The 22,356-nt window shown below is 50.3% G+C and carries 17 protein-coding genes; 6 read left to right on the plus strand and 11 right to left on the minus strand.

Going from position 1 to position 22,356, the window contains the following annotated elements; all coding sequences use genetic code 11:
* The first annotated feature begins 22 nt into the window (after positions 1–22).
* Positions 23–1,258, plus strand: a complete 1,236-nt coding sequence (locus B0I18_RS20655; RefSeq protein WP_106524649.1) for a 4-hydroxy-3-methylbut-2-enyl diphosphate reductase — start codon at positions 23–25, stop codon at positions 1,256–1,258.
* Here the strand turns inward: B0I18_RS20655 and B0I18_RS20660 are convergent.
* Complete coding sequence (locus B0I18_RS20660; protein ID WP_106524650.1) at positions 1,248–2,060, minus strand: glycosyltransferase family 2 protein; 813 nt, start codon at positions 2,058–2,060, stop codon at positions 1,248–1,250. The two genes, B0I18_RS20655 and B0I18_RS20660, sit on opposite strands and share 11 nt — an antisense overlap.
* 89 nt (positions 2,061–2,149) lie before the next feature.
* Positions 2,150–2,581, minus strand: a complete 432-nt coding sequence (locus B0I18_RS20665; RefSeq protein WP_106524651.1) for a hotdog fold thioesterase — start codon at positions 2,579–2,581, stop codon at positions 2,150–2,152.
* Positions 2,582–2,773: 192 nt separating this feature from the next.
* On the opposite strand from B0I18_RS20665, the gene B0I18_RS20670 reads away from it, so the two are divergent.
* Positions 2,774–4,102 (plus strand): saccharopine dehydrogenase C-terminal domain-containing protein, encoded by a 1,329-nt coding sequence (locus B0I18_RS20670; RefSeq protein ID WP_106524652.1) that lies wholly within the window; start codon positions 2,774–2,776, stop codon positions 4,100–4,102.
* Between the two features lie 457 nt (positions 4,103–4,559).
* On the opposite strand, the gene hppD is transcribed toward B0I18_RS20670, so the two are convergent.
* Together hppD and B0I18_RS20680 are read right to left on the minus strand one after the other, a co-directional pair.
* Positions 4,560–5,699 carry a 4-hydroxyphenylpyruvate dioxygenase gene (hppD, locus tag B0I18_RS20675; protein WP_106524653.1) on the minus strand — a complete coding sequence of 380 codons (1,140 nt, stop codon included), beginning with the start codon at positions 5,697–5,699 and terminating at the stop codon, positions 4,560–4,562.
* A gap of 180 nt (positions 5,700–5,879) precedes the next feature.
* Positions 5,880–7,040, minus strand: coding sequence for a homogentisate 1,2-dioxygenase (locus B0I18_RS20680; protein WP_106524654.1), 1,161 nt, complete (start codon positions 7,038–7,040; stop codon positions 5,880–5,882).
* A 159-nt stretch (positions 7,041–7,199) separates the two neighbouring features.
* On the opposite strand from B0I18_RS20680, the gene B0I18_RS20685 reads away from it, so the two are divergent.
* Complete coding sequence (locus B0I18_RS20685; RefSeq protein ID WP_181358560.1) at positions 7,200–8,990, plus strand: mechanosensitive ion channel family protein; 1,791 nt, start codon at positions 7,200–7,202, stop codon at positions 8,988–8,990.
* A gap of 36 nt (positions 8,991–9,026) precedes the next feature.
* Here the strand turns inward: B0I18_RS20685 and porX are convergent, their stop codons facing one another.
* The 6 genes from porX to B0I18_RS20715 all read right to left on the minus strand — a co-directional run bounded on the left by porX (position 9,027) and on the right by B0I18_RS20715 (position 16,463).
* Positions 9,027–10,580: a T9SS response regulator signal transducer PorX gene (gene porX, locus B0I18_RS20690; RefSeq protein WP_106524703.1), complete on the minus strand. Its 1,554-nt coding sequence runs from the start codon at positions 10,578–10,580 to the stop codon at positions 9,027–9,029.
* Between the two features lie 218 nt (positions 10,581–10,798).
* Positions 10,799–11,509 carry an SDR family oxidoreductase gene (locus B0I18_RS20695; RefSeq protein ID WP_106524656.1) on the minus strand — a complete coding sequence of 237 codons (711 nt, stop codon included), beginning with the start codon at positions 11,507–11,509 and terminating at the stop codon, positions 10,799–10,801.
* Between the two features lie 77 nt (positions 11,510–11,586).
* Positions 11,587–12,387, minus strand: coding sequence for a pyrroline-5-carboxylate reductase (gene proC / locus B0I18_RS20700; protein WP_106524657.1), 801 nt, complete (start codon positions 12,385–12,387; stop codon positions 11,587–11,589).
* Between the two features lie 104 nt (positions 12,388–12,491).
* The gene (locus tag B0I18_RS20705) at positions 12,492–13,370 is read right to left on the minus strand and encodes a hypothetical protein (protein WP_106524658.1); all 879 of its coding nucleotides are present in this window, start codon (positions 13,368–13,370) and stop codon (positions 12,492–12,494) included.
* A 180-nt stretch (positions 13,371–13,550) separates the two neighbouring features.
* Positions 13,551–15,041, minus strand: coding sequence for an acetyl-CoA carboxylase biotin carboxylase subunit (accC, locus tag B0I18_RS20710; RefSeq protein WP_106524659.1), 1,491 nt, complete (start codon positions 15,039–15,041; stop codon positions 13,551–13,553).
* A gap of 84 nt (positions 15,042–15,125) precedes the next feature.
* Entirely contained in the window at positions 15,126–16,463 is a 1,338-nt protein-coding gene (locus B0I18_RS20715; RefSeq protein ID WP_106524660.1) for a UDP-N-acetylmuramate--L-alanine ligase, read from the minus strand.
* 495 nt (positions 16,464–16,958) lie between these two features.
* Here B0I18_RS20715 and B0I18_RS20720 point away from each other — a divergent pair, with 495 nt between their 5' ends.
* The 3 genes from B0I18_RS20720 (at position 16,959) to B0I18_RS20730 (ending at position 21,801) form a co-directional block, all read left to right on the plus strand.
* Positions 16,959–18,281, plus strand: a complete 1,323-nt coding sequence (locus B0I18_RS20720; RefSeq protein ID WP_106524661.1) for a M16 family metallopeptidase — start codon at positions 16,959–16,961, stop codon at positions 18,279–18,281.
* Positions 18,282–18,349: 68 nt separating this feature from the next.
* The gene (locus tag B0I18_RS20725) at positions 18,350–20,425 is read left to right on the plus strand and encodes an insulinase family protein (protein ID WP_106524662.1); all 2,076 of its coding nucleotides are present in this window, start codon (positions 18,350–18,352) and stop codon (positions 20,423–20,425) included.
* Positions 20,426–20,529: 104 nt separating this feature from the next.
* Complete coding sequence (locus B0I18_RS20730) at positions 20,530–21,801, plus strand: ABC transporter permease (protein WP_181358561.1); 1,272 nt, start codon at positions 20,530–20,532, stop codon at positions 21,799–21,801.
* A 5-nt stretch (positions 21,802–21,806) separates the two neighbouring features.
* On the opposite strand, the gene B0I18_RS20735 is transcribed toward B0I18_RS20730, so the two are convergent.
* The gene (locus tag B0I18_RS20735; protein ID WP_106524664.1) at positions 21,807–22,322 is read right to left on the minus strand and encodes an ExbD/TolR family protein; all 516 of its coding nucleotides are present in this window, start codon (positions 22,320–22,322) and stop codon (positions 21,807–21,809) included.
* Positions 22,323–22,356 lie beyond the last annotated feature (34 nt).

Genomic DNA, 22,356 nt, shown 5'->3' on the forward strand with positions numbered 1-22,356 from the left:
ACGCTACTTTTACCTGATCGCTATGAAGACTTTTGATGTACCGGTTCATTATCGCAGTCCGCTGGTAACTGCCATTAAGAACAAAAGGCGTGCAGCAGATAAGCTGAAAAAAGATTTTAGCCCGACCGTATTACCGATCGGCAACCTCGAGATTATACTGGCGCGCCATTTCGGCTTTTGCTATGGCGTCGAGAACGCGATCGAGATCGCTTTCCGTGCAGTGACCGAAAACCCCGGCAAGCGTATTTTCCTGCTTAGCGAAATGATTCATAACCCTCAGGTAAATGCCGACCTGGTTGCCGAAGGCGTACAGTTTATTATGGACACCTATGGCAATCACCTGATCAGCTGGGATGAGCTGCAGGAGGAGGATATCGTTATCATACCGGCATTCGGCACCACGCTCGAGATCGAACGGATCCTGCAGGAAAAACGCATAGAACCTACCCGTTATAATACTACCTGTCCCTTTGTAGAAAAAGTATGGAACCGGAGCGAGAAGATCGGTAAAGACGGGTATACCATTATCGTACATGGTAAGCCCAAACACGAAGAAACCCGCGCCACCTTTTCACACAGCGAAGCCCATACCCATACCGTAATCGTAAAAGATATGAAAGAAGCAGAACGCCTGGCCCGGTATATAACCGGTCAGGAGCCGGCAGCGCACTTTTACGATGAGTTTAAAGGACAGTATTCGCAGGGCTTTGTAGTAGAGCAGGATCTGCAACGCATCGGCGTGGTCAACCAGACTACGATGCTGGCCAGCGATACGCAAGGTATTGCCGACTACCTGAAACAGGTAATGATCAGTCATTTCGACCTGGACGAACAAACGGTAAAAGACCGCTTTGCCGATACCCGCGATACCCTGTGTTATGCCACCAACGACAACCAGTCGGCGGTGAGCGCCATGCTGAGCGAGCAGGCCGATATCGCGCTTGTTATCGGTGGCTACAACAGCAGCAATACTTCGCACCTGGTAGAGCTTTGCGAACAAAGCGTACCTACTTATTTTATCAACCACGAAGATTGCCTGGTATCTGCAACAATGATCAGGAGCTTCGATCTGCATCATCACCGGGAGCAGGAAACGGAAAACTACCTGCCCGGACGCAGGCCCCTGCGGATCATGATCACCTCCGGGGCAAGTTGCCCCGATGCGTTGGTAGAACGCGTGATCAGGCGTTTATGCGAACTGATGGACGCCGGCCAGGCCCTGGCCGAAACCGAACAGGCCTTTGCAGCTAATGCATAACGGGACGCCGGTATTTCTGCAATAAGAAATGATACTTCCAATAAGTATATAAGGCATTGCCCCAGGCAATCTGGAAGCCGGCGCGGCCATCTAGAAAACCGAGCTGGAGCAGGTACTCCTTTATAAAAGTGAATGCCGGCGACAACCAGCGTTTAATGATCTTACTCTTCTTTTGCTGCTCAAAATACTTATCGGCCGAAAGCTTTGCGTACTTCCGGTTCTTTTCCAGGAAGGTCCGGTAGTTATCGGCCGTATAGTGATACAGGTAGCCCTTGAGCAGGGCTATTTTCGTATCGGCGTGTATCTCCAGGTTTTCATGCACCAGGTCGTTCTTCCAACCGGTATGCCGGCGGTTGTACAGCCTTCTTACCTTGTCGCGCCCCCAGGCGCCGAACCGTATCTTTTTATTACCCAGTATCGACCTGCGTTTCAGGGCATAGATCGTGTTGGGATCCAGTTTGTCCGCAAGCTGTACGAATGCTTTCAGCAATTTACGGTCAGGTACCTCGTCGCCATCCAGTGAGAGGATCCAGTCCATGTCGGCGGTGGCCGCCAGCTTGTTTTTGGTTGCGCTGTAGCCCTCCCAGGTTACCGCCCGGATATGTACCTTTTTACAGCCCGAAAAATCTTTGGGAATACTGTCGCAGGCGCCATCGTAGCCAACCAGTACTTCATGGCAGACCGGGTGCGTGCTCAGCACGATCTGTTCGAGTACGGAGTTAATCGTATTGGTAACGATACAGACGGAAGCCGGTAGCTTTGGTATCGCGGGAGCACTGGTGTGTAGGGTATCCTGGGTCAAATCGGGCGATTAATATAATATTCCCGTAAAGAAAGGTATAATTTCTTTAAAGAAATGGGAAATAACAGATGGAAGAAAAGCGTATGTACCTACTGCTGTTTTTTAAGCACTGCCACGGTAAGCCGGCTTACGCAGATCAGTTTACCGGCTTCATCTTTTATGCGGATATCCCATACATGCGATGTGGCGCCGAGGTGTAGCGGGGTAGCAGTGGCCGTAACAAAACCCTGCCGGATACCGCGGATATGATTACAGTTGATTTCCATGCCCACACAGATCTGTTTTTCGCTGTCGATGCACATCCAGCTGGCCACGCTGCCCACGGTCTCGGCAAGCGCCGCCGAAGCGCCCCCGTGCAACAGGCCGTAAGGCTGATGGGTATTGCTGTTGACCGGCATCCGGAGCTTCAGGAAATCGGCTCCGATCTCGGTAAATTCCATGGCTAAAGTTGCCCCCAGGGTATGCTGGTTCATAGCGTTTAAATCGGCCAGGGTAAGGCCTTGTTGTTTCCAGATCGACATGCCGCAAAATTACTGCTAAATACCCGTAGAAAATGCCATTAGCTTCAGGTAAAGTAGAGATGATGATAAAATATTAAGTTTAAATTTTAACCATAATTCGTGTTAGTATATGAATAATTTTATATTCTTTATCAGTCTTTTTTATCATTATCTTTGTAGCGCACGATAACCACTTAAACCGAATAACGTATTATGCAGACAGTACTTATCGCCGGAGCAGGAAAATCTTCTGCTTTCCTCATTGACTACATGCTAACCAATGCGAAGCAGAAATGGAAAGTTGTGATCATGGACGCCAACGCCGAAATGATCGCAGAAAAGCTCAACGGCCACCCCAAAGGAACTGCAGCAGTCATTGATATCCACGACGAAAACGCAAGACAAAACCTGGTCAAAAATGCCGACATTGTGCTTTCGCTGATGCCGCCTGACCTTCACTTTCTCCTGGCCAAAGATTGCCTTAAATTTAAAAAGAACCTCATTACCTCCTCCTACGTATCTGACCAGCTGAAAGAGCTGCATGAAGAAGCGAAAAAGGCCGGTATCCTCTTTATGTGCGAAATGGGCCTCGATCCCGGTATCGACCATATGTCTGCCAACGCAATCATCCACGGCGTGCAGCGTATTGCCGGCTCCCTCCAGAGCTTTAAAAGCTATTGCGGCGGCCTGGTAGCACCGGAGAGCGACAATAACCCCTGGCATTACAAGATCAGCTGGAACCCCAGAAATATCGTCTTGGCGGGCAAACAGGGCGCCGTATGGCTGGAGAACGGCAAACAACAGGAAGCCGTATACGAACACCTCTTCGCAACCAACAAAAAGATCAAGGTTGCCGATGTAGGTTCGCTGGCTTATTACCCTAACCGCGACTCGCTCAAGTACCTTGACCTGTACAGCCTGCCCGACGTCAAAACCTTTATGCGCGCCACACTGCGCTACCCGGCCTTTATGAAGGCCTGGGATGTGGTGATCAAATCGGGACTTACCCAGGAAAACGACGAATTCGAAGTTAACAATATCTCTTATGCCGACTGGATCGCACAGAAGACGGGCAAAGCCAACGATGCCGACCTGCGCACCAATTTCATGAAAGCCTTTACGGTAGATGAAAAAGAAATGAAACAGCTCGACTGGCTGGGCATTTTCGAAAACAGGCGGATCAATGGTACGGGCAAAATGTCTTCGGCCGATATCCTTCAATCGCTGCTGGAAGAAAAATGGAAGATGAAAGCGCTCGATAAGGATATGGTAGTGATGCAGCACCAGATCGAGTACGAACGTAAAGGCGTACTGGTAAAACTGACCAGCACCATGGTGGTAACCGGCGAAAGCCGCCAGCACAGCGCTATGGCCAAAACCGTAGGTCTGCCTATGGCCATCCTGGCTAAAAAGATCCTGCTCGACGAGATCAATATCAAGAATATTACAGGCGTACAGATCCCGGTAATGCAGGAGGTGTATGTGCCCGTACTAAAAGAACTGAAAAAGAACGGTATCGAATTTATGGAGACGATCGAATAAGCGGTTGTTTGCTCAAAAGGAAGCCCGCACGCTATTTCAGCGTGCGGGCTTTTTTTATACGCCGGTAAAGCCAGCTAAGGGATGAGATCCTTCGCTGCGCTCAGGATGACAGCCGTCCTCTTAATACTTGATGCTTTGCATGTCAATAAAGCCAGCTAACCGATGAGATCCTTCGCTACGCTCCCGATGACAACCGTCCTCTTGATACTTGATGCTTTGCAGGCCAATAAAGCCAGCTAACTGGTAAGCTCCTTCGCTACGCTCAGGATGACAAGGCGCCCTCTCAATACTCACTACCGAATACTCAATACAAAAAAAATGGGCATCATGTACCGGTTATCCCAATACACAATACCCATATCTAAAATCTAAATTCTAAAATCTAAAAATCTAAACTCTAAAATCTAAACTCTAAAATCTATAATCTAAAAATCTAAACTCTAAAACCTAAACCCCATTACAGGTTACCACGTTTGGCCTGCTCGCGCTCCAGCGATTCAAACAGGGCCTTGAAGTTACCGGCGCCGAAGCTCTGTGCACCCCTGCGCTGGATAATTTCGAAGAACAGGGTAGGACGGTCTTCTACCGGTTTGGTAAAGATCTGCAGCAGGTAACCTTCTTCATCGCTGTCGACCAGGATACCCAGTTCTTTCAGCGGGGCGATCTCTTCTTCGATCTCACCTACGCGCTCCGGCATCATTTCGTAGTACGCTTCCGGCGGTGCGCTCAGGAACTCTACGCCACGCGCCTTCAGTGCTTTTACGGTAGCCACGATATCTTTGGTAGCTACGGCGATATGTTGTACGCCTTCTCCCTCATAGAAGTCGAGGTACTCTTCGATCTGCGATTTTTTCTTACCTTCTGCCGGCTCGTTGATCGGGAATTTAGAGAACCCGTTACCGTTGCTCATCACCTTACTCATCAGGGCCGAGTATTCGGTGTTGATCTGTTTATCGTCGAACGAAAGGATGTTCACAAAGCCCATCACATCTTCGTACCATTTAACGGTTGGCAGCATCCTGTTCCAACCTACATTGCCCACGCAATGGTCGATATAAAGCAGGCCCGCTTCTTCAGGATTATAAGCGCTTTCCATTTTTTCATAACCGGGCATAAACGGACCGGTATAGTTTTTACGCTCGATAAACATGTGTACGGTTTCGCCGTAGGTATAGATACCGGACATTTTCAGCTCGCCGAATTCGTCGGTAAGGGTAACCGGCTCCAGGTAAGGTTTACCGCCGCGTTTGGTGGTTTCTTCGAAAGCGCTATACGCATCGTCTACCCAAAGGGCCAATACTTTTACACCATCACCGTGTTTTTTAACATGCTCGGCAATAGCATGGTCGGACTGCAGGGCAGTCGTAAGTACCAGGCGGATCTTGCCCTGCTGTAACACATAGGAAGCCCTGTCGCGCACACCGGTTTCTGGACCGGCATAGGCTACCGACTGGAAGCCGAATGCGGTTTTATAATAGTGGGCAGCCTGCTTGGCATTACCTACATAAAATTCAATATAATCCGTACCGTTGATCGGTAAGAAATCCTGGGCCTGGGCAATCTTTTCAGCGAATGTTTTTCCTGTTACTGTTGACATTGTAAATTGGTTTTAATTTTTTGAGATAATTATTCAGATCGGTTATATCCTAAAAATAATCGGCTCAACTCCATTGCGCCATCACCAGTTTTTTGAGTCGCTTTTTGACCCTGATGTAATTTGAATTCAGATACTCGGTTTCCAAGCTCTATGCGTTTGGTTTAAAAGATCGCCGACGTATTATTCCGCCCAGCTCATTATATAGTTGTCGTCTTCGATACCTTTTGCGGCATCGGTCATCATCAGCGGGTGGAAGGTGTCGACCATTACGGCAAGCTCTTTGGTTTCTTTTACACCAATGCTTTTCTCTACTGCGCCGGGATGCGGGCCGTGCGGTATGCCGCCCGGATGCAGGGTGATCATACCTCTTTCCACATGCTTGCGGCTCATAAATTCGCCGTCGACATAGTACAGTACTTCGTCGCTGTCGATATTGCTGTGGTTATAGGGCGCCGGGATAGCGGCAGGGTGATAATCGAACAGGCGCGGTACGAACGAACAGATCACGAAGTTATGAGCATCGAAGGTCTGGTGCACGGGCGGTGGCTGGTGCACACGGCCGGTAATGGGTTCGAAATCGTGGATGCTTAATGCGTAAGGATACTCGCAGCCGTCCCAGCCGATCACGTCAAACGGATGCGTGCCGTACCAGATGGGATACATCAGGCCTTTCTTCTTTACATTGATCAGGAATTCGCCTTTCTGGTCGAAGGTTTCGAGGTCTTCGGGCTTGCGGATATCGCGCTCGCAGAAGGGGGCATGTTCCAGCAACTGGCCGTATTTGCTCAGGTACCTTTTGGGAAAGGTAACCGGGCTGAACGAATCGACGATGAACAGGCGGTTGTCGGCTGTATCAAATTCGATCTGGTAAATGGTACCGCGTGGAATAACCAGGTAATCGCCGTAGGCAAATTTCAGTTTGCCGTAGGGCGTTTTTAATACGCCGGAGCCTTCGTGTACAAAGATCACTTCGTCCGAATCGGCATTTTTATAAAAGGTATTCTCGGGCAAACCGGCTTGCGGCGCTGCCAGGGAAATGTGTACGTCGTTGTTGAACAGCACGGTTTTCTTGCTGCTCAGGAAATCTTTTTCCGGTTTTATCTTAAAGCCCTGGTAGCTGCGGTGTTTCAGGATATTATCGGTAGCGGGTTTGGGCGATACATCGCGCGGCTCTTCCGTTTTGATAATGATGGTTGGCGGATGGATATGATAGAGCAGGGAGGAGTTGGAAGAAAAGCCTTCGGTGCTGAACAACTGCTCGGAATAGAGGCCGCCGTCCGGTTTGCGGAACTGCGTATGTCTTTTGTGCGGAATATTGCCTAAACTATAATAATGTGCCATGATCGTGTTTAGTGGATAATGCCGTAAAGGTAAGAAGATTTAAGACATTTTCATGACGCAAAACCTTGCTGTATTTGTTATATGCGCTTTTGCCGCAAGGGTGTATGTACCGCCTTCGCAAGAAATATTATATTTGTAAATAACCAAATCAGTTTACGATTGAAAAATTTGACCTGGCTGCTCCTGGCCCTGTGTTTCCTGGCCGCTCCTGCGGCGGCGCAACCCACGGGCGATACCATGGCCGTGCGGGCCGATTCGGCCCTTACCGAGATCCAGCAATTGCTGCAGCAAAGCGAGCTGCAGCGTATACGCGATTCCGTAAAGGCGGCGGTACTGAACGAGGAGTTGTCGAAAATGGTAAACCCCAAACGTTCCGAATACCAGGCCCTTGCCCTCGAACTGGCCGATATACGCCGGCAGGATTCGCTGCGCCTCGTAAAACAGCAACAGGCGGTAGAAGCCTTACGCCAGAAAACCCGCGGCATACCCGTGCTCCTGTTCAACGATACGCTGTTTATGGTCTATACCGCGCTGGGTCCCTTTTCACCGGTACAGCGCGTCAGGAATACGGAGGAGAAGGTGCAGGCGCTGTACGAATCGGCCTTTTTTAACCGCGACTCGCTGCGTATCGAAGCCCAGCAGGAATTTCTCAATATCAAATACGGCACAGAGATTATTACCAGCATAAGCAATACCGACGCGCTTTGGGAGCATACCAGCCGCGACAGCCTGGCCGCACAGTACAAAGACCGCATCGGCAAAGCAGTGTACGATTACCGCGAATCCTATAGCCTGCGCAATACCCTGATCCGGATCGGCTATGTGGCCATCGTGATCGTGGTGGTATGGCTGCTGATCTTCCTGCTCAACCGCCTGTTCCTGCGCCTGCTGCGGCTTATCGGTCGTAAAAAGGAAGCGCTGAAGGGTATTAAAGTCAAGAACTACCAGCTGTTCAGTCCCGATTATGTATGGAATATGATCCGGCATGCCCTGCTGCTGCTGCGCCTGGTATGTATTGTACTCGTGCTGTATTTTGCGGCAACTGTTGCCTTCAGCATCTTCCCCTTTACCCGCTCCTGGACCGGTACGCTTATGGGCTGGATCTGGGCGCCGGTGCGGCGTATAGGCCTGGCGCTGTTCCATTACCTGCCCAATCTCATTACTATTATCGTTATCGTGTTGGTAGCACGGTTTATAGCGCGGCTTTTCCGGTTTTTCTCGCTGGAGATAGAACGGGGCATCCTCCATATCAAAGGCTTTCATAAAGACTGGGCCAAGCCTACGTATAATATCGTCCGGTTCTTCGTGTATGCCTTTGCCTTCGTGGTTATTTTCCCTTACCTGCCGGGCTCCGATTCGATAGCATTCAAGGGGGTATCTGTATTCCTGGGTATCCTCTTCTCGATCGGTTCCTCTTCGGCCATTGCCAATACCGTAGCGGGTTTCGTTATTACCTATATGCGCCCCTTTAAACTGGGCGACTGGATACGGGTTAACGATATTACCGGTTATGTGGTGGAGAAAACGGCGCTGATTACCCGTATCCGCACCCTGCACAATGAAGATATCACGATCCCCAACTCTTCGATCCTGGCCAACCATACCATCAACTATAGTTCGGCGAGTAAAGATCCCGGCCTGCTGATCCATACGACGATCTCTATCGGGTACGATACCCCCTGGCCCGAGGTGCACCGCCTGCTGATCGAAGCGGCCAGGACTACGAAGGGCATCGATAGCGGCAAAGAACCTTTTGTGCTGCAGACGAGCCTCGACGACTTTTATATTTCTTACGAGATCAATGCCTATACGCATTTACCGGAACAGATGTTCTTTATCCAGTCCGACCTCATGAGCCGCATCCAGGATGTGTTCCATGATGCCGGTGTACAGATCATGTCGCCGCAGCAGATCAATATCCAGGAACATAATAAAAGCGGGCAAGCCTGAGGCTGCCCGCTTTCTATCCCTATTTTGTTATAAACCTTAACGGCTCGTCATCCTGATGATCGGTACGATTACTTCTTCGAGCGATACCCCGCCATGCTGGAAGGTATTGCGGTAGTAGTTTACGTAATAGTTGTAGTTATTGGGATAACACAGGAATACATCGCCTTTGGCAAAAATGTATTTGGAGTTTACATTGGGCTGGGGCAGGCCGGCCTCGTGCGGTGTGGTAATGGCAAACACGTCCTTATCCTCGTATTGGATATTACGGCCGTGTTTGTAACGCAGGTTGGTCGTAGTGGCCTTATCGCCGATACACTTGCTCGGTGTTTTTACCCGCATGGTACCGTGGTCGGTCGTAACGATCAGCTGTATGTCTTTATCCGCGATCTTTTTCAGTGCACGGTACAGCGGGCTGTGCTCAAACCAGCTTACCGTAAGCGAGCGGTAAGATACTTCGTCGCCGGCCAGCTCTTTCAATACTTCCATTTCGGTACGGGCATGCGACAGCATATCCACGAAGTTGTACACGATAACGGTCAGGTCGTTCTTCAGGTAGTTATGGATATTATCTTCCATCGTCTTACCGTCGTCGTTATTGGTAATCTTCAGGTAGTCCCATTTTATATTGCCCAGGTTGAGGCGTTTCAGCTGGTCGCCCAGGAATTGTTTTTCATAAAGGTTCTTACCGCCCTGTTCGTCGTCGTTTTTCCATTCCAGCGGGTAACGGCGCTCAATCTCTACAGGCAGCATGCCCGAAAAGATGGCATTACGGCTGTATTGGGTAGAGGTAGGTAAAATGCCATAGAACATATCTTCCTCTACGGTACGGAACGACTGGCTTACGATCGGCTCGATGGCTTTCCACTGGTCGTAACGCAGGTTATCGATCAGCACCATAAAGGTAGGTTTGCCTTTTTTGATATGAGGCGCAATCTTTTTCGGGAACAGGGTATGCGACATTACGGGCGTATCTTCATTCTTCTCCTTGATCCAGTCGATATAATTGCGGGATACGAACTTGAAGAATTCGGTATTGGCCTCGGCCTTCTGGGTATTAAATACCTCCTGCATTTCCGGGCTGTCGCTCTTCGACATTTCCACTTCCCAGTATACCAGTTTTTTGTACAGCTCTTCCCATTCTTCCACGTTGGGATTATTGTTGAGGGCCATAAACAGGTTACGGAAGTCTTTCTGGTATTCTACCGTGGTTTTTTCGGAAACCAGGCGCCGGCTGTCGATAATCTTTTTGAGCGAAAGCAGTACCTGGTTGGGATTTACGGGTTTGATCAGGTAGTCGGTGATCTGTGCGCCGATGGCTTCTTCCATAATGTTCTCCGCCTCGTTTTTGGTTACCATAACCACGGGCAGGGTAGGATAGAGCTCTTTTATTTTCGAAAGGGTTTCGAGGCCGGTCATGCCCGGCATACTCTCGTCGAGCAGCACCACATCGGCCTGGTTGGTTTTTAAGTGTTCGAGTACGTCGTAGCCATTGGTAAAGGGACTTACTTCGTAGCCTTTATTTTTAAGGAAAAGGATTTGTGATTTCAGGGATTCTATTTCGTCGTCTACCCAAAGAATTTCTGCTTGCATATTGTGTATTGAGCGATATACCGCCAGGCGGTACATTTGTTTTTAAAGATGAAAAATTGGTATGGGGTAAAGATACAGAATAGAAATAATACAATTTGGAAAGCGCTAAGTTAGAACGAATAAACTAAGAAACTATTGTCTTAACAGAAGTTTTTGTATCGGCAGGGACAAAAAAAAGCCTGCACGCGGGGTGCAGGCATAAACGGTTGTAATGCAGGTCAGGCGGGCATCGAAGGCCGCACTTCCACTTTGCTGGGCAGGGTACGCGCCGGCATACGGATCAGGTCGACTACGATCTGGCCTATGTCCTCGGGTTGTATCTTCCAGGCATCTTTTTCGGATACGGTATGATTGTCGAATTCGGTTGCTACCGAGCCCGGCATAATGGTAGACACTTTAATGCCTTCCTTACGCACATCGAGCATCATGGCCTGGGTAAAGCCCACCACACCGAATTTGCTGGCATTATAGGCCGAGGCATTGGCAAAGAAATTGGTACCGGCCAGGCTGGCAATGCTGATAAAATAGCCCTTGCTCGCACGAAGCGCATCCATCGTGGTTTTGGCGGTAAAGAACACGCCGTTGAGGTTGATCTCGATGGTTTCGAGCCATACTTCGGGTGTAAGTTCCTGTACGGGCGCAAAGTGCCCCACACCGGCATTGGCGATCACGTAGTCGATGCCGCCCCATTGGTCGAGCACGGTTTGTACGGCTTTTTGCTGCGATGCAAAATTGCGCACATCCGATTCGATACCGATGGCGTAACCCGCCTTGATGGCATTGAGCCGCTGGGCCGCTTCGTCGGCATTGCCCTGGCTGCGGCTCGTTACCGCCACACGTATACCCTGTTTGATCAGGGCCTCTGCCACACCATAACCGATCCCTTTGGATCCGCCGGTTATGAAGGCTGTTTTTATTCCTGTTGACATGTTATGGAAGTGTATTGAATTTAGATTTTTTTTCTGCGCTATAAGAACAATGCAACTGCGGGTTTGTTCATTGCGGCTTACATACCCGAGGTTATTTTTTTATAACTCGTCACTACGCCCCGGATCAGCGACGAGCTGAAGCCCTGGTGTTCCATTTCGTTCAAACCTGCTATGGTACAGCCTTTGGGTGTGGTTACCTTATCTATTTCCTGTTCGGGATGGGTATTGTGCGTCAGCAACAGTTCGGCGGCGCCCTTTACGGTTTGTGCGGCAATCAGGGCGGCTGTTTTTGCATTAAAGCCGATCTCGATACCGCCCTGTATATTGGCGCGGATATAACGCATGGCATAGGCCGTACCGCAGGCGCCCAGCACCGTGGCGGCATCCATCAGTTGTTCTTCAATAAATACGGTTTTACCCAGGCGGTCGAATATGGCCGTTACATAATCGGTATGCTCCGTATTGGCCTGGTGGCTGCAGATACAGGTCATGCTTTGCCGTATGGCTATAGCCGTATTCGGCATCGCGCGGAACAGGGCAAAACCGGGAGCCAGCATTTCCTGCAGGTCTTTGATCCATACGCCGGAGATCACACTGATGATAACATGTTGCGCCGGGTCGAGCACCGGTTGCAGCTCGTCGAGTATGGCTTTGACCTGGAAAGGCTTTACGGCCAGTATAACCCAGCGGGCCTGTTGTACCGCCCGGGCATTATTATTACTTACGGCTACGCCCTGGCGCTGCAGACCGGCGAGGGCTTCGGTATTGCGCCGCGTAACGATAAGGTCGGCAGGGGCTGTAAACCCGCTGCTGATCAGTCCTTCGGCTATAGCCTGGCCGAGGTTGCCACCACCAATGATGGCTATTTTATGGTTCATGTTAAAAATGTTTAAGATCGTAATTGCGCATCGGCAAACATATGGCAGCAAGTTGGCGGAAGCAACAGCAGCTCATCAAGGACGAAACCGTTACCTGGTAAGGGTCAGAGGGTCAATCCCGGCATCCGGATACCACAAATGGCCCAATAGCCTTCGCGCATTTCGACCTCCAGCCGGAAGGCGCCGCTGATATGCAGGGTTTCGTGGCTTTCCAGCTGGGCATCGTAGCTGATCACGCCCTCCGCATACCCGGTACCCTGCACCACAGGGTTTTCGGGATGCTCTTCGAACGCGGTCAGCGTAATTTCGGCAGCGCCGGCATCGAAACCGAGATAGGCATCGAAGATATGATCGATACGGGTAAGCACCTCCGTTTTGCTGTACTGCCTTTCGCTGCCCTGCAGCATTTCGGCCAGTACCCAGGTTTCCGGGTCCAGTTGCTTGGCCAGCCAGCTATCAAGGAACTCCTGTACCAGGGCTTCAATAGACAGTTTATGGTTGGGGTGGAACTCCTCGTACATAAAGTGGTTCACCATGTCCGGGATATCGAACTGCTGGGTTTCGTGCAGGAAGAGCTCTTCGGTAATGAATTTATATTTAAGCCGGTTGTCGTATTGCCCGCTGAATCCTACTTCCAGGCCTTTATCGCGCATCAGGTCGTTAAGCCGTTCCAGTTCGCGGTCGATGTCGGCATCGCTCAGTTCCTGCTCGTTCGGGAAATCGTCGGGTTTGCCCAGGATGTCGAATATCGGCACCTCGGCCATACTGTCGAGCTGGCGTTCGAAGGCCAGGATATTATTCAGAAAGGCATTTTCAACTTCGGGCGGCATTTCGGACAACTCGTACAGGTCGGCGCCGGTTTCGGCCTGGAGCTTGAGTTTCAGCAACTCGTTTTCGAGGCGCAGCTGCTCATCCGGGTCATCGCTGAGGGGTTCGTCATCATCTTCCGGATTGTTGTCGGGGAGGTCATCATTCCGTTTCATATACAAATCTGGTTTGTGTGTTTCAGATCCGGTAAGGGCATTACCGTAAATTAAAAATACGCTATTTTGTCATCGCAAAAACATATTATTTCCTGTTATTTTTTAAAGGGGTATACCCCTAAAAAACAAGCTACCGGGCAACAGGTCCCGGTAGCTTGCGTTTCGGCTGGTCGAAAGCTTTTAATTTCTTTGCAGTTTCCATTTGGAGACCTTGCCATCCTGGCCCGCGGCCTGTTGCATATCTTTTTTGCCTTCATCCCAGAGTACGCTGCCCAGTGCGGCGGCTACTTCCTGTTCAGCTTCGGTTTCCTGTACCAGGTATTCGGGTTTGAAATATTTACCGATAAAACCTGTATCGAACTTGCCTTCTACGAAAGCAGGCTGGCGTACGGCCCATTTGCCGAAGGCGAGGGTAGTTTGTATACCCTGGATCTTATATTCATCCACGGCGCGGCACATACGGTCGATGGCTTCGTTGCGGTCCCGGCCCCAAACTACCAGTTTGGCGATCATCGGGTCGTAAAAGATGGGGATCGCCATGCCCTGCTCGTAACCATCATCCACGCGTACACCGGCGCCCTGCGGACGCACATACAGGTTCAGCGTACCGGTATCGGGCAGGAAGTTATCCATCGGGTCTTCTGCACACACCCGCAACTCGATGGCGTGGCCATGGATCTGCAGGTCATCCTGGCTGAAAGACAGTTTTTCGCCGCGGGCTACACGGATCTGCTCTTTTACCAGGTCGATGCCGCTGATCATTTCGGTAACGCAATGCTCTACCTGCAGGCGGGTGTTCATTTCGAGGAAATAGAAGTTCAGGTCATCGTCTACCAGGAACTCTACCGTGCCTGCACCATAGTATTTACAGGCCCTGGCCACATCCACCGCACATTCGCCCATAGCTTTACGCACATCTTTGGTAAGGCAGGAGGAGGGCGCCTCTTCGATCAGCTTCTGGTGCCGGCGCTGTATCGAACATTCCCGTTCGAACAGGTATACATAATTGCCGTGCTGGTCGCCCATCAGCTGGATCTCGATATGTTTGGGGGAGGCTACATATTTTTCGATAAATACATCGTCGTTGCTAAAGGCGCTCAGGGCTTCGCTTTTGGCCAACCGCATCTGCTCTTCCAGCTCGTCGGTACCATTAACCACGCGCATCCCCTTACCACCACCGCCGGCCGAGGCCTTGATCAGGATCGGGTAACCCACTTTCTCCGCTACGGTTTTGGCTTCTTCATAACTCTGCAGAGGGGTATCGGTACCGGGCACCATAGGTACATTAAACTTAAGCGCAGCCTGCTTTGCGCCGATCTTGCTACCCATAATTTCGATGGAGTAGGCCGATGGGCCTATAAAGATCAGGCCGGCATCGGTAACGGCTTTGGAGAACGATGCATTTTCGCTCAGGAAGCCATAACCCGGGTGGATAGCATCCGCGCCGAACTGCTTCGCTACTTCGATAATCTTGTCGGCACGCAGGTAAGACTGCGCCGATGGGGCAGGCCCGATGCATACCGCTTCGTCGGCATACCGTACAAAGGGCATATCGCGGTCGGCTTCCGAAAATACGGCAAGGGTCCGGATGCCCATTTCGCGGGCAGAGCGCATTACCCGTAAGGCGATCTCGCCCCGGTTGGCAACTAGTATTTTACTTATTTTATTCATGTTCGTATAGATCCCGGCACAGGTTGCGGGAGCAGGTTAAAGAATGATTATGAATCAGGATTGTTATACAGTTTAAACTTGTTTTTAAAGCGTCATGCCCTCGAAGGTACCCGAGCTCATCAGCAGCAAACATACAGGTTTATCGGCATTATCGGTATTTTCATCGATCCACCGTTTCAGGCTGTCCTTGTCCTGGAATACCTGCAGGCTTTCGTTGGCAAAATGCTGTTTTACCTGTTCCGGGTCGAGCGGCGGCATGCCTTTAAGCGCCAGGGCATGGGCACTGAAGAATACGGCGCCGGCATCGCAGGCGTCCATACTGTGCGCATACTCGCCCAGGAAGCTTTCGTTAAGACTGCTGAAGGTATGCAGCTCGAAACAGGCTACCAGCTTATGCTCGGGGTAACGTTCGCGCACCGCCCTCAGCGTGGCGCTCAGTTTGGAAGGGGCATGGGCAAAGTCGCGGTAAGCGATCAGGCCTTCTGCTTCCTTAATCTTTTCGAGCCGGCGGGCCGCCCCGGTAAAACCGGTAATGGAACGGTAGAAGTCCGCATCCTCGATGCCCAGCTTGTTGCAGACCTTGCGGGCTGCTTCCATATTCTGCAGGTTATGCCCGCCAAAGATCTGCAGCGCTACGTTACCGGAGTCGGTAGCCAGTACCACGGCATCGTTCTGGACCTTAAAATTAGGCGTCACATAGGGAATATGCTGCAGGTTTTTGCCTTCCTGCTCCACCAGGGCCACCACGTCGCGGTCCTCGGCATTGTATACCAGGGCGCTGCCGGGTTCCATATCGCGGAGGTAAATAGCAAACTGCTCTTTGTAATTTTCAAAGGTCGGGAACACATTTACATGATCCCAGGCAATACCGGTCAATACGGAGATATGGGGATGGTAAAAGTGGATCTTCGGTCTTTTTTCGATCACGGAGGCGGGGTATTCATCGCCTTCGAGAATGATGACCGGCGCGTCGGAGATGCGTACCGACAGGTCGAAACCCTCCACCTTTGCGCCTACCAGGTAATCGAAATCCTTGCCATGTTCCCTAAGCACATGCATGATCATCGATGTGGTGGTGGTTTTGCCATGACTGCCGGCAATAACGACCCTTTTCTTGTCCTTGGCGGCTTCGTAAATATATTCGGGGAAGGAGTAGACTTTAAGGCCGAGTTCCTGCGCGCGTATTAATTCGGGGTTATCTCCTTTGGCATGCATACCCAGGATCACGCCATCGAGGCCGGTGGTTATTTTATCGGGAAACCAGCCCATGGCGGCGGGCAATAAGCCCTGCTGTTCGAGGTTTGTCCGGGCCGGATCGTTGATTTCATCGTCGCTTCCTGTAATCGTATACCCTTTTTTATGTAGCGCAATAGCCAGCTGGTGCATAATGGCTCCGCCGATCGCAATAAAGTGTAGGCGCATTATATTTTTTTTATTAATTTTGATGCAAAAATAACGGACGTTTTTTTAAACGTTATTTTTATTTATTATTGCAGGCAGATAAAGATGGGCTTTAATGCTCAGTTAGCTTGTATATTTTATTTTTAAAATTGTATTAAAAAATGAAAAAAATCCACAAAATCTGGGCTGTTGCTATTGTAGGGGCGATGTTCTGTCTGACTATGCAGTCCTGTGCTTCCTCAAGAAATAAATACGGATGCCCTGAGCGTATACAAGCCCTGGTGCATGTACTTACTCAGAAATAATTTACGACACGGTATGCAGGTATTTTAAGGCGCTGTTCTCTGGTTGCGGAGTACAGTGCCTTTTTATTTGTGGTATTGTTTTGCCGCTGTAAGCCGCTGTTGGCAATCGTTTGGTTAATTAGTACGAAAAAACTTTTTATCCCCCCTAAGGTGTGAGCGGCTTATTTCCTTTATCTTTTATCTTTGCGCCAATTATAAAAAATCAAATTTCATGAAACGTTTTATTTTGAGCTCTGTTCTGCTGGCTATGGGCGCCTTGTCCGCCACTGCCCAGGAAGGGCGTATTAAATTTACCGAGTATGATCTGCCCAACGGTCTGCACGTGGTATTGCATGAAGATCATACGACCCCGATCGTAGCAGTATCGGTAATGTACCATGTTGGATCTAAAAATGAAGACCCGCAGCGTACCGGCTTCGCACACTTTTTCGAGCACCTGTTATTCGAAGGTTCCGAAAATATCAAACGCGGAGAGTTCATGAAACTGGTTCAGGCCAACGGCGGTGTATTGAATGCCAATACCTCGCATGACCGTACCTATTATTTCGAAGAGCTGCCTTCCAACCAGCTGGAGCTGGGCCTGTGGATGGAAGCCGAGCGTATGCTGCACGCCAAGATCGACAGCGTAGGTATCGAAACACAACGTAAAGTTGTAAAAGAAGAAAAGAAACAAAGCTATGATAACCGTCCTTACGGTCAGCTGATGAACGTCGTGTTCGAAAATGCCTTTACCGTGCACCCTTACCACTGGATGCCGATCGGTAAAGAGCAATACATCGACCAGGCCAAGAGCAGCGAGTTCATGGACTTCTACAAAACATTCTACGTACCTAATAACGCGGTACTGGTAGTTGCGGGCGATATCAAACCCGAGCAGGCCAAAGAGTGGATCAACAAATATTTCGCTTCTATCCCTAAAGGTACCAAAGCGATTCCGCGTCCTACTGCCGTAGAACCGCAGCAGACCCAGGAAAAAAGGGTAACCTTCCACGACAACGTGCAGCTGCCTGCCGTTATCCTGGCTTACCACGCGCCTAAAATAGGCAGCGACGATTTCTATGCCCTGCAACTGCTCAACCAGCTGCTGTCGCAAGGCGCCAGCTCCCGCCTGCAGAAGCAGATCGTGGATAAAGACCAGAAAGCGCTGGCTGTAGGCGCCTTTGCCCTGCCACTGGAAGATCCGGGTATCGTTATGATGTTTGGTATCGCTAATATGGGCGTGGCCCCCGATGCACTGGAAAAAGCCATGAAAGCCGAAGTGGCCAAAGTAAGGACCGAACTGATCTCCGAAGCAGAATTCAAAAAACTGCAGAACCAGGCCGAAAACGATTTCGCTTCTGAAAACGGACGTATCCTGGGTGTAGCAGAGAACCTGGCCACCAACTATACGTATTACAAAAACACGGGCCGTATCAATACCGAGCTGGCTACTTACCAGAAGATAACCCGCGAAGACCTGAAACGTGTGGCTGACAAATACCTTAGCGATCAGAATTGTTTAGTGGTACATTATTTACCTAAAGAAGGCAAATAAGCCAGAGGATATCGTGGCAGGCACACTGCTTATACCCAATATTTCCATCCAAAAATTATCATTCCAAAATGAAAAAAATAATCTTTTCCATAGTTGCCTTATCGCTTTTTACAGCAGCGCATGCGCAGAAGCTGGACAGGAGCATCCGTCCGAAAGCCGGTCCGGCGCCCGAAATCAAACTGGGCGATGCAGAGTCTTTTACCTTACCTAACGGCCTGAAAGTATTCGTGGTGGAAAACCACAAAATGCCGGTAGTAACCTATTCCGTACAGCTCGACATACATCCCGAAGCGGAAGGCAATAAAAGCGGTACCAACTCCCTGGTAGGCGAACTGATTACCAGCGGTACCAAAACCCGCAGCAAAGACAAGTTCGACGAAGAGGTGGATGCTATCGGCGCCAGCCTCAACGCGACCAGCCAGAGCATTACCGGTAAGACCCTGACCAAACACCAGGATAAACTGCTCGACCTGATGAGCGACGCCCTGGTTAATGCCAACTTCCAGCAGACCGAACTCGACAAGCTGAAAAAGCAAACACTCTCCGGCCTGGAAACCAGCAAAAACGAACCCGACGAAATGCTGAAAAATGTTTCTGCGGTAAGAAACTTCGGCAGCAATCACCCTTATGGCGAAGTTGTGCGTACCGAAACGGTCAACAACATTACCCTGGCTGATTGTAACGCTTACTACAAAAAATACTTCCGCCCGAATGTAGCCTATATGGCCATCGTAGGCGATATCAACCTGGCCCAGGCAAAAGAGCTGGCCAATAAGTATTTTGCAAAATGGGAAAAAGGAGATGTTGCCCGCGCTAATTATCCTGCGGTAAAAGCACCGGCTGCTACCGAAGTGGATTTCGTACCCCGCGATGGCGCCGTACAAAGCGTGATCGGTATTACTTACCCCGTTTCCCTGTATCCCGGCACTCCCGATGTGATCAAGACAAGGGTAGTAAACGAGATCCTGGGTGGTAGCTCACAAGGCCGCCTGTTCCTCAACCTGCGCGAAAAGCATGCCTGGACCTATGGCTCTTACTCCTCTATCGACGTAGACGACGTAATGGGTAATGTACAGGTATATGCCAAATGCCGTAACGAAGTTACCGACAGCTCCATCAACGAGATGGTGAAGGAAATGAACGATATCCGCAATACACCGGTAAGCGCCGAAGTGCTGCAGAACACCCTGAACTATATGGCAGGTACTTTTGCAATAGGCCTGGAAAACCCGGCTACCATTGCACAGTACGCGATCAATATCGACCGCTACAAAATGCCGAAAGACTATTACAAAAACTACCTGAAAAACCTGAGCGCCGTAAATGCTGCCGATGTTAAGGCTACTGCCCAGAAATACATCGATCCCTCCAAGGCATATATCGTTGTGGTAGGTAACAAATCAGAAGTAGATAAGCTGAAACGCTTTAGCCCCGATGGCAAGATCAACTACTTCGATAACTATGGTAACCCGATCAAACCCGCCGAAACCAAAGCCGTAGCTGCCGGTGTAACTGCCGAAAGCATCGTAAAAAAATACGTAGACGCCATAGGCGGTAAAGCTGCCGTAGAAGGTGTAAAATCGCTGAAAGTGGCTATGAGCACCGAGATGCAGGGCACACCAATCAAGATCACCCAAACCGTAGGTTCGCCCGACAAGTTTAAAATGACCGTGGAAGCCATGGGCATGGTGGTACAAAAAGTAGTTATGAACGGCACAAAAGGTTACCAGGAAGCCGGTGGCCAGAAAGCCGACCTTGGCGCTGATGAAATTGCAGAATTCGGACAGCAGGCTGACCTCCAGGCCGACCTGCACCCCGAGAAATTCGGCACCACCTACAACCTGAAAGGTATTGAGCAGGTGGATGGCAAAGACGCTTACGTGATCGAAGAAAAATCGAAAGCAGGCAAGGCGAGCACCAAATACTACGATGTAGCCAGCGGCTTACTCGTGAAGTCTATTGCCGAATCAGACATGGGTGGCCAGAAAATGTCGCAAACCACCTTGTTCTCCGATTACAAAGAGGTGAAAAACGGTAAAGGTTATAAAATTCCTTTCGCCATCGAACAAACACCTCCGGGTATGAAGCTGAGCGTACAGTCTGCCGAAGCGAACGTAACGGTATCTGATGCCGACTTCAAATAAATGAAACGTTTATAATTTTTTAGATAGAGTGGTAGTATCTTTGCTACCACTCTTTTTTTGCGTTGCCGGCTGGCCGGAACGTAGCTATTTAATACATTTTTACCTTGTTTGCGACCCTAAGAAAGGAATTATTACTCTTACTCCGCGATCCTGCCGGATTGCTGTTGCTGCTGATTATGCCTGCCGCCCTCATTATCGTGATGGCCATTGTACAGGATGCGCCGTATAAAGAATACCAGGAAGTAAAGTTTGAGATCCTGGTGGTCAATAAAGATAAAGGCTCCGTAGGCGATAAGATCATCGAAGGACTGCGGCAGAATAAAAGCTTTGTCGTGATTCGCGAGGCTGCCGGCAAACCGCTTGATGAAGCCCTGCTGAAGCAGCAATTGCATGATGGCAAATACCAGATGGGCATTGTAATACCGGAGAACGCCACACGTTCGCTGGTAAATGTGTCGAACCTGCTGGCCAACGAGATTGCCGGCTCCGCCGGTTTAAGCACGGCCCTGCCCGTAAGCGGCACTACAGACAGCGCCTCGGTACAACTCCTGTTTGATCCGGTAGTAAAACCCGCCTTCCGCAGTTCGCTCAACTATGCCCTTAACCAATACCTTACCCAGGTCAAGATCGAGATCCTGCTCGAACGTATGAGCCGTATGAACGGCGATACCGTGTCGGCCGGCAAACACCTGCCCGTGGCTTCGCTCAATGTATTATCCGTACAGGAAGAGCGCCTGGGCGACCGCAACCAGAAGAATCCCGTACTGACGAATTCGGTGCAACACAATGTACCCGCATGGGCTATATTCGGCATGTTCCTGATCGTGGTGCCCCTGTCGGGCAATATGATCCGGGAGCGCGACGAAGGCAGCGCCGTACGGATACAGCTCATCCCCATGGCGACCAAGAGGGTGGGGCTCGGCAAGATCGTGTTCTACATTATGGTCTGCATGCTGCAGTTTTTTGTCATGCTCCTGGTCGGCATCTACCTGTTGCCCTTGTTCGGTTTGGCGCCCTTGCACCTGGGCCCGTACCCGCTTACCCTCATCCCCATGGCCTTTGCCATCGCCTTTGCTGCGGTGGGGTTCGGCTACTTTATCGGCAGTGTTTTTAAAACGGCCAACCAGGCTATGCCCTGCGGCGCGATCTCGGTGGTACTATTCTCCGCTATAGGCGGGGTATGGGTGCCGGTAGAGATCCTGCCTGCGCTGATGCGTAAGGTGGCCCTGGCGTCGCCGCTCTACTGGAGTCTCGAAGGGGTTAACGAAGTCCTGCTCCGGGGCAAGGGTATGGAAGGCATCCTGCTGCCTTTTAGCATCCTGATCATTATCGGCGCCGCGCTGAGCATCCTGCCTGTATTCTGGGCCAAAAAATAATGGATTTACCGGCTTGCCAGCCTGCGCTCTTCGGTAGTGATATCGGTAATGGCATAATAGGTTACGCGTAATAACTGCATTTCGTCCAGCAGGCTTACGATATCGTTCAGGGTAGCGTCTTCCGTAGGTTTGATCAGTACCTGCAGTTGCCGTTCCTTTACATTAGCCCTGTTGGCGATCTGTTGTTGCTTGCTTTGCAATATACGCCGCAAGGCGGGCTCGTCGGTACTTTGCAGGCTTTGCATAGGCAGGGCCGGGTCCAGCAATCCTTCGTAATAATAAACTTTGTGGTCGCCTGCCGGAATCAGTGTAATAGCCGAAGATGCATAAAAGGCCGTTACCTCGTGTTCGTTAGCCGGTTTGTAGGGCATACTGATGTCGAGCGCCTTGGGCTCGCTCATCCGGGTGGTCATCATAAAAAAAGTGATGAGCAGGAAACCCAGGTCTACCATGGGCGTAAGATCGATACGGGGCGTGGCACGCGCTTTGCCTCCTTTACGGGATACCTGTAATTCAGCCATGATCCTGTGTTTTGTTACAAGACGTGGGGCTGTT

This window comes from Taibaiella chishuiensis, assembly GCF_003014535.1.
GTDB lineage: Bacteria > Bacteroidota > Bacteroidia > Chitinophagales > Chitinophagaceae > Taibaiella > Taibaiella chishuiensis.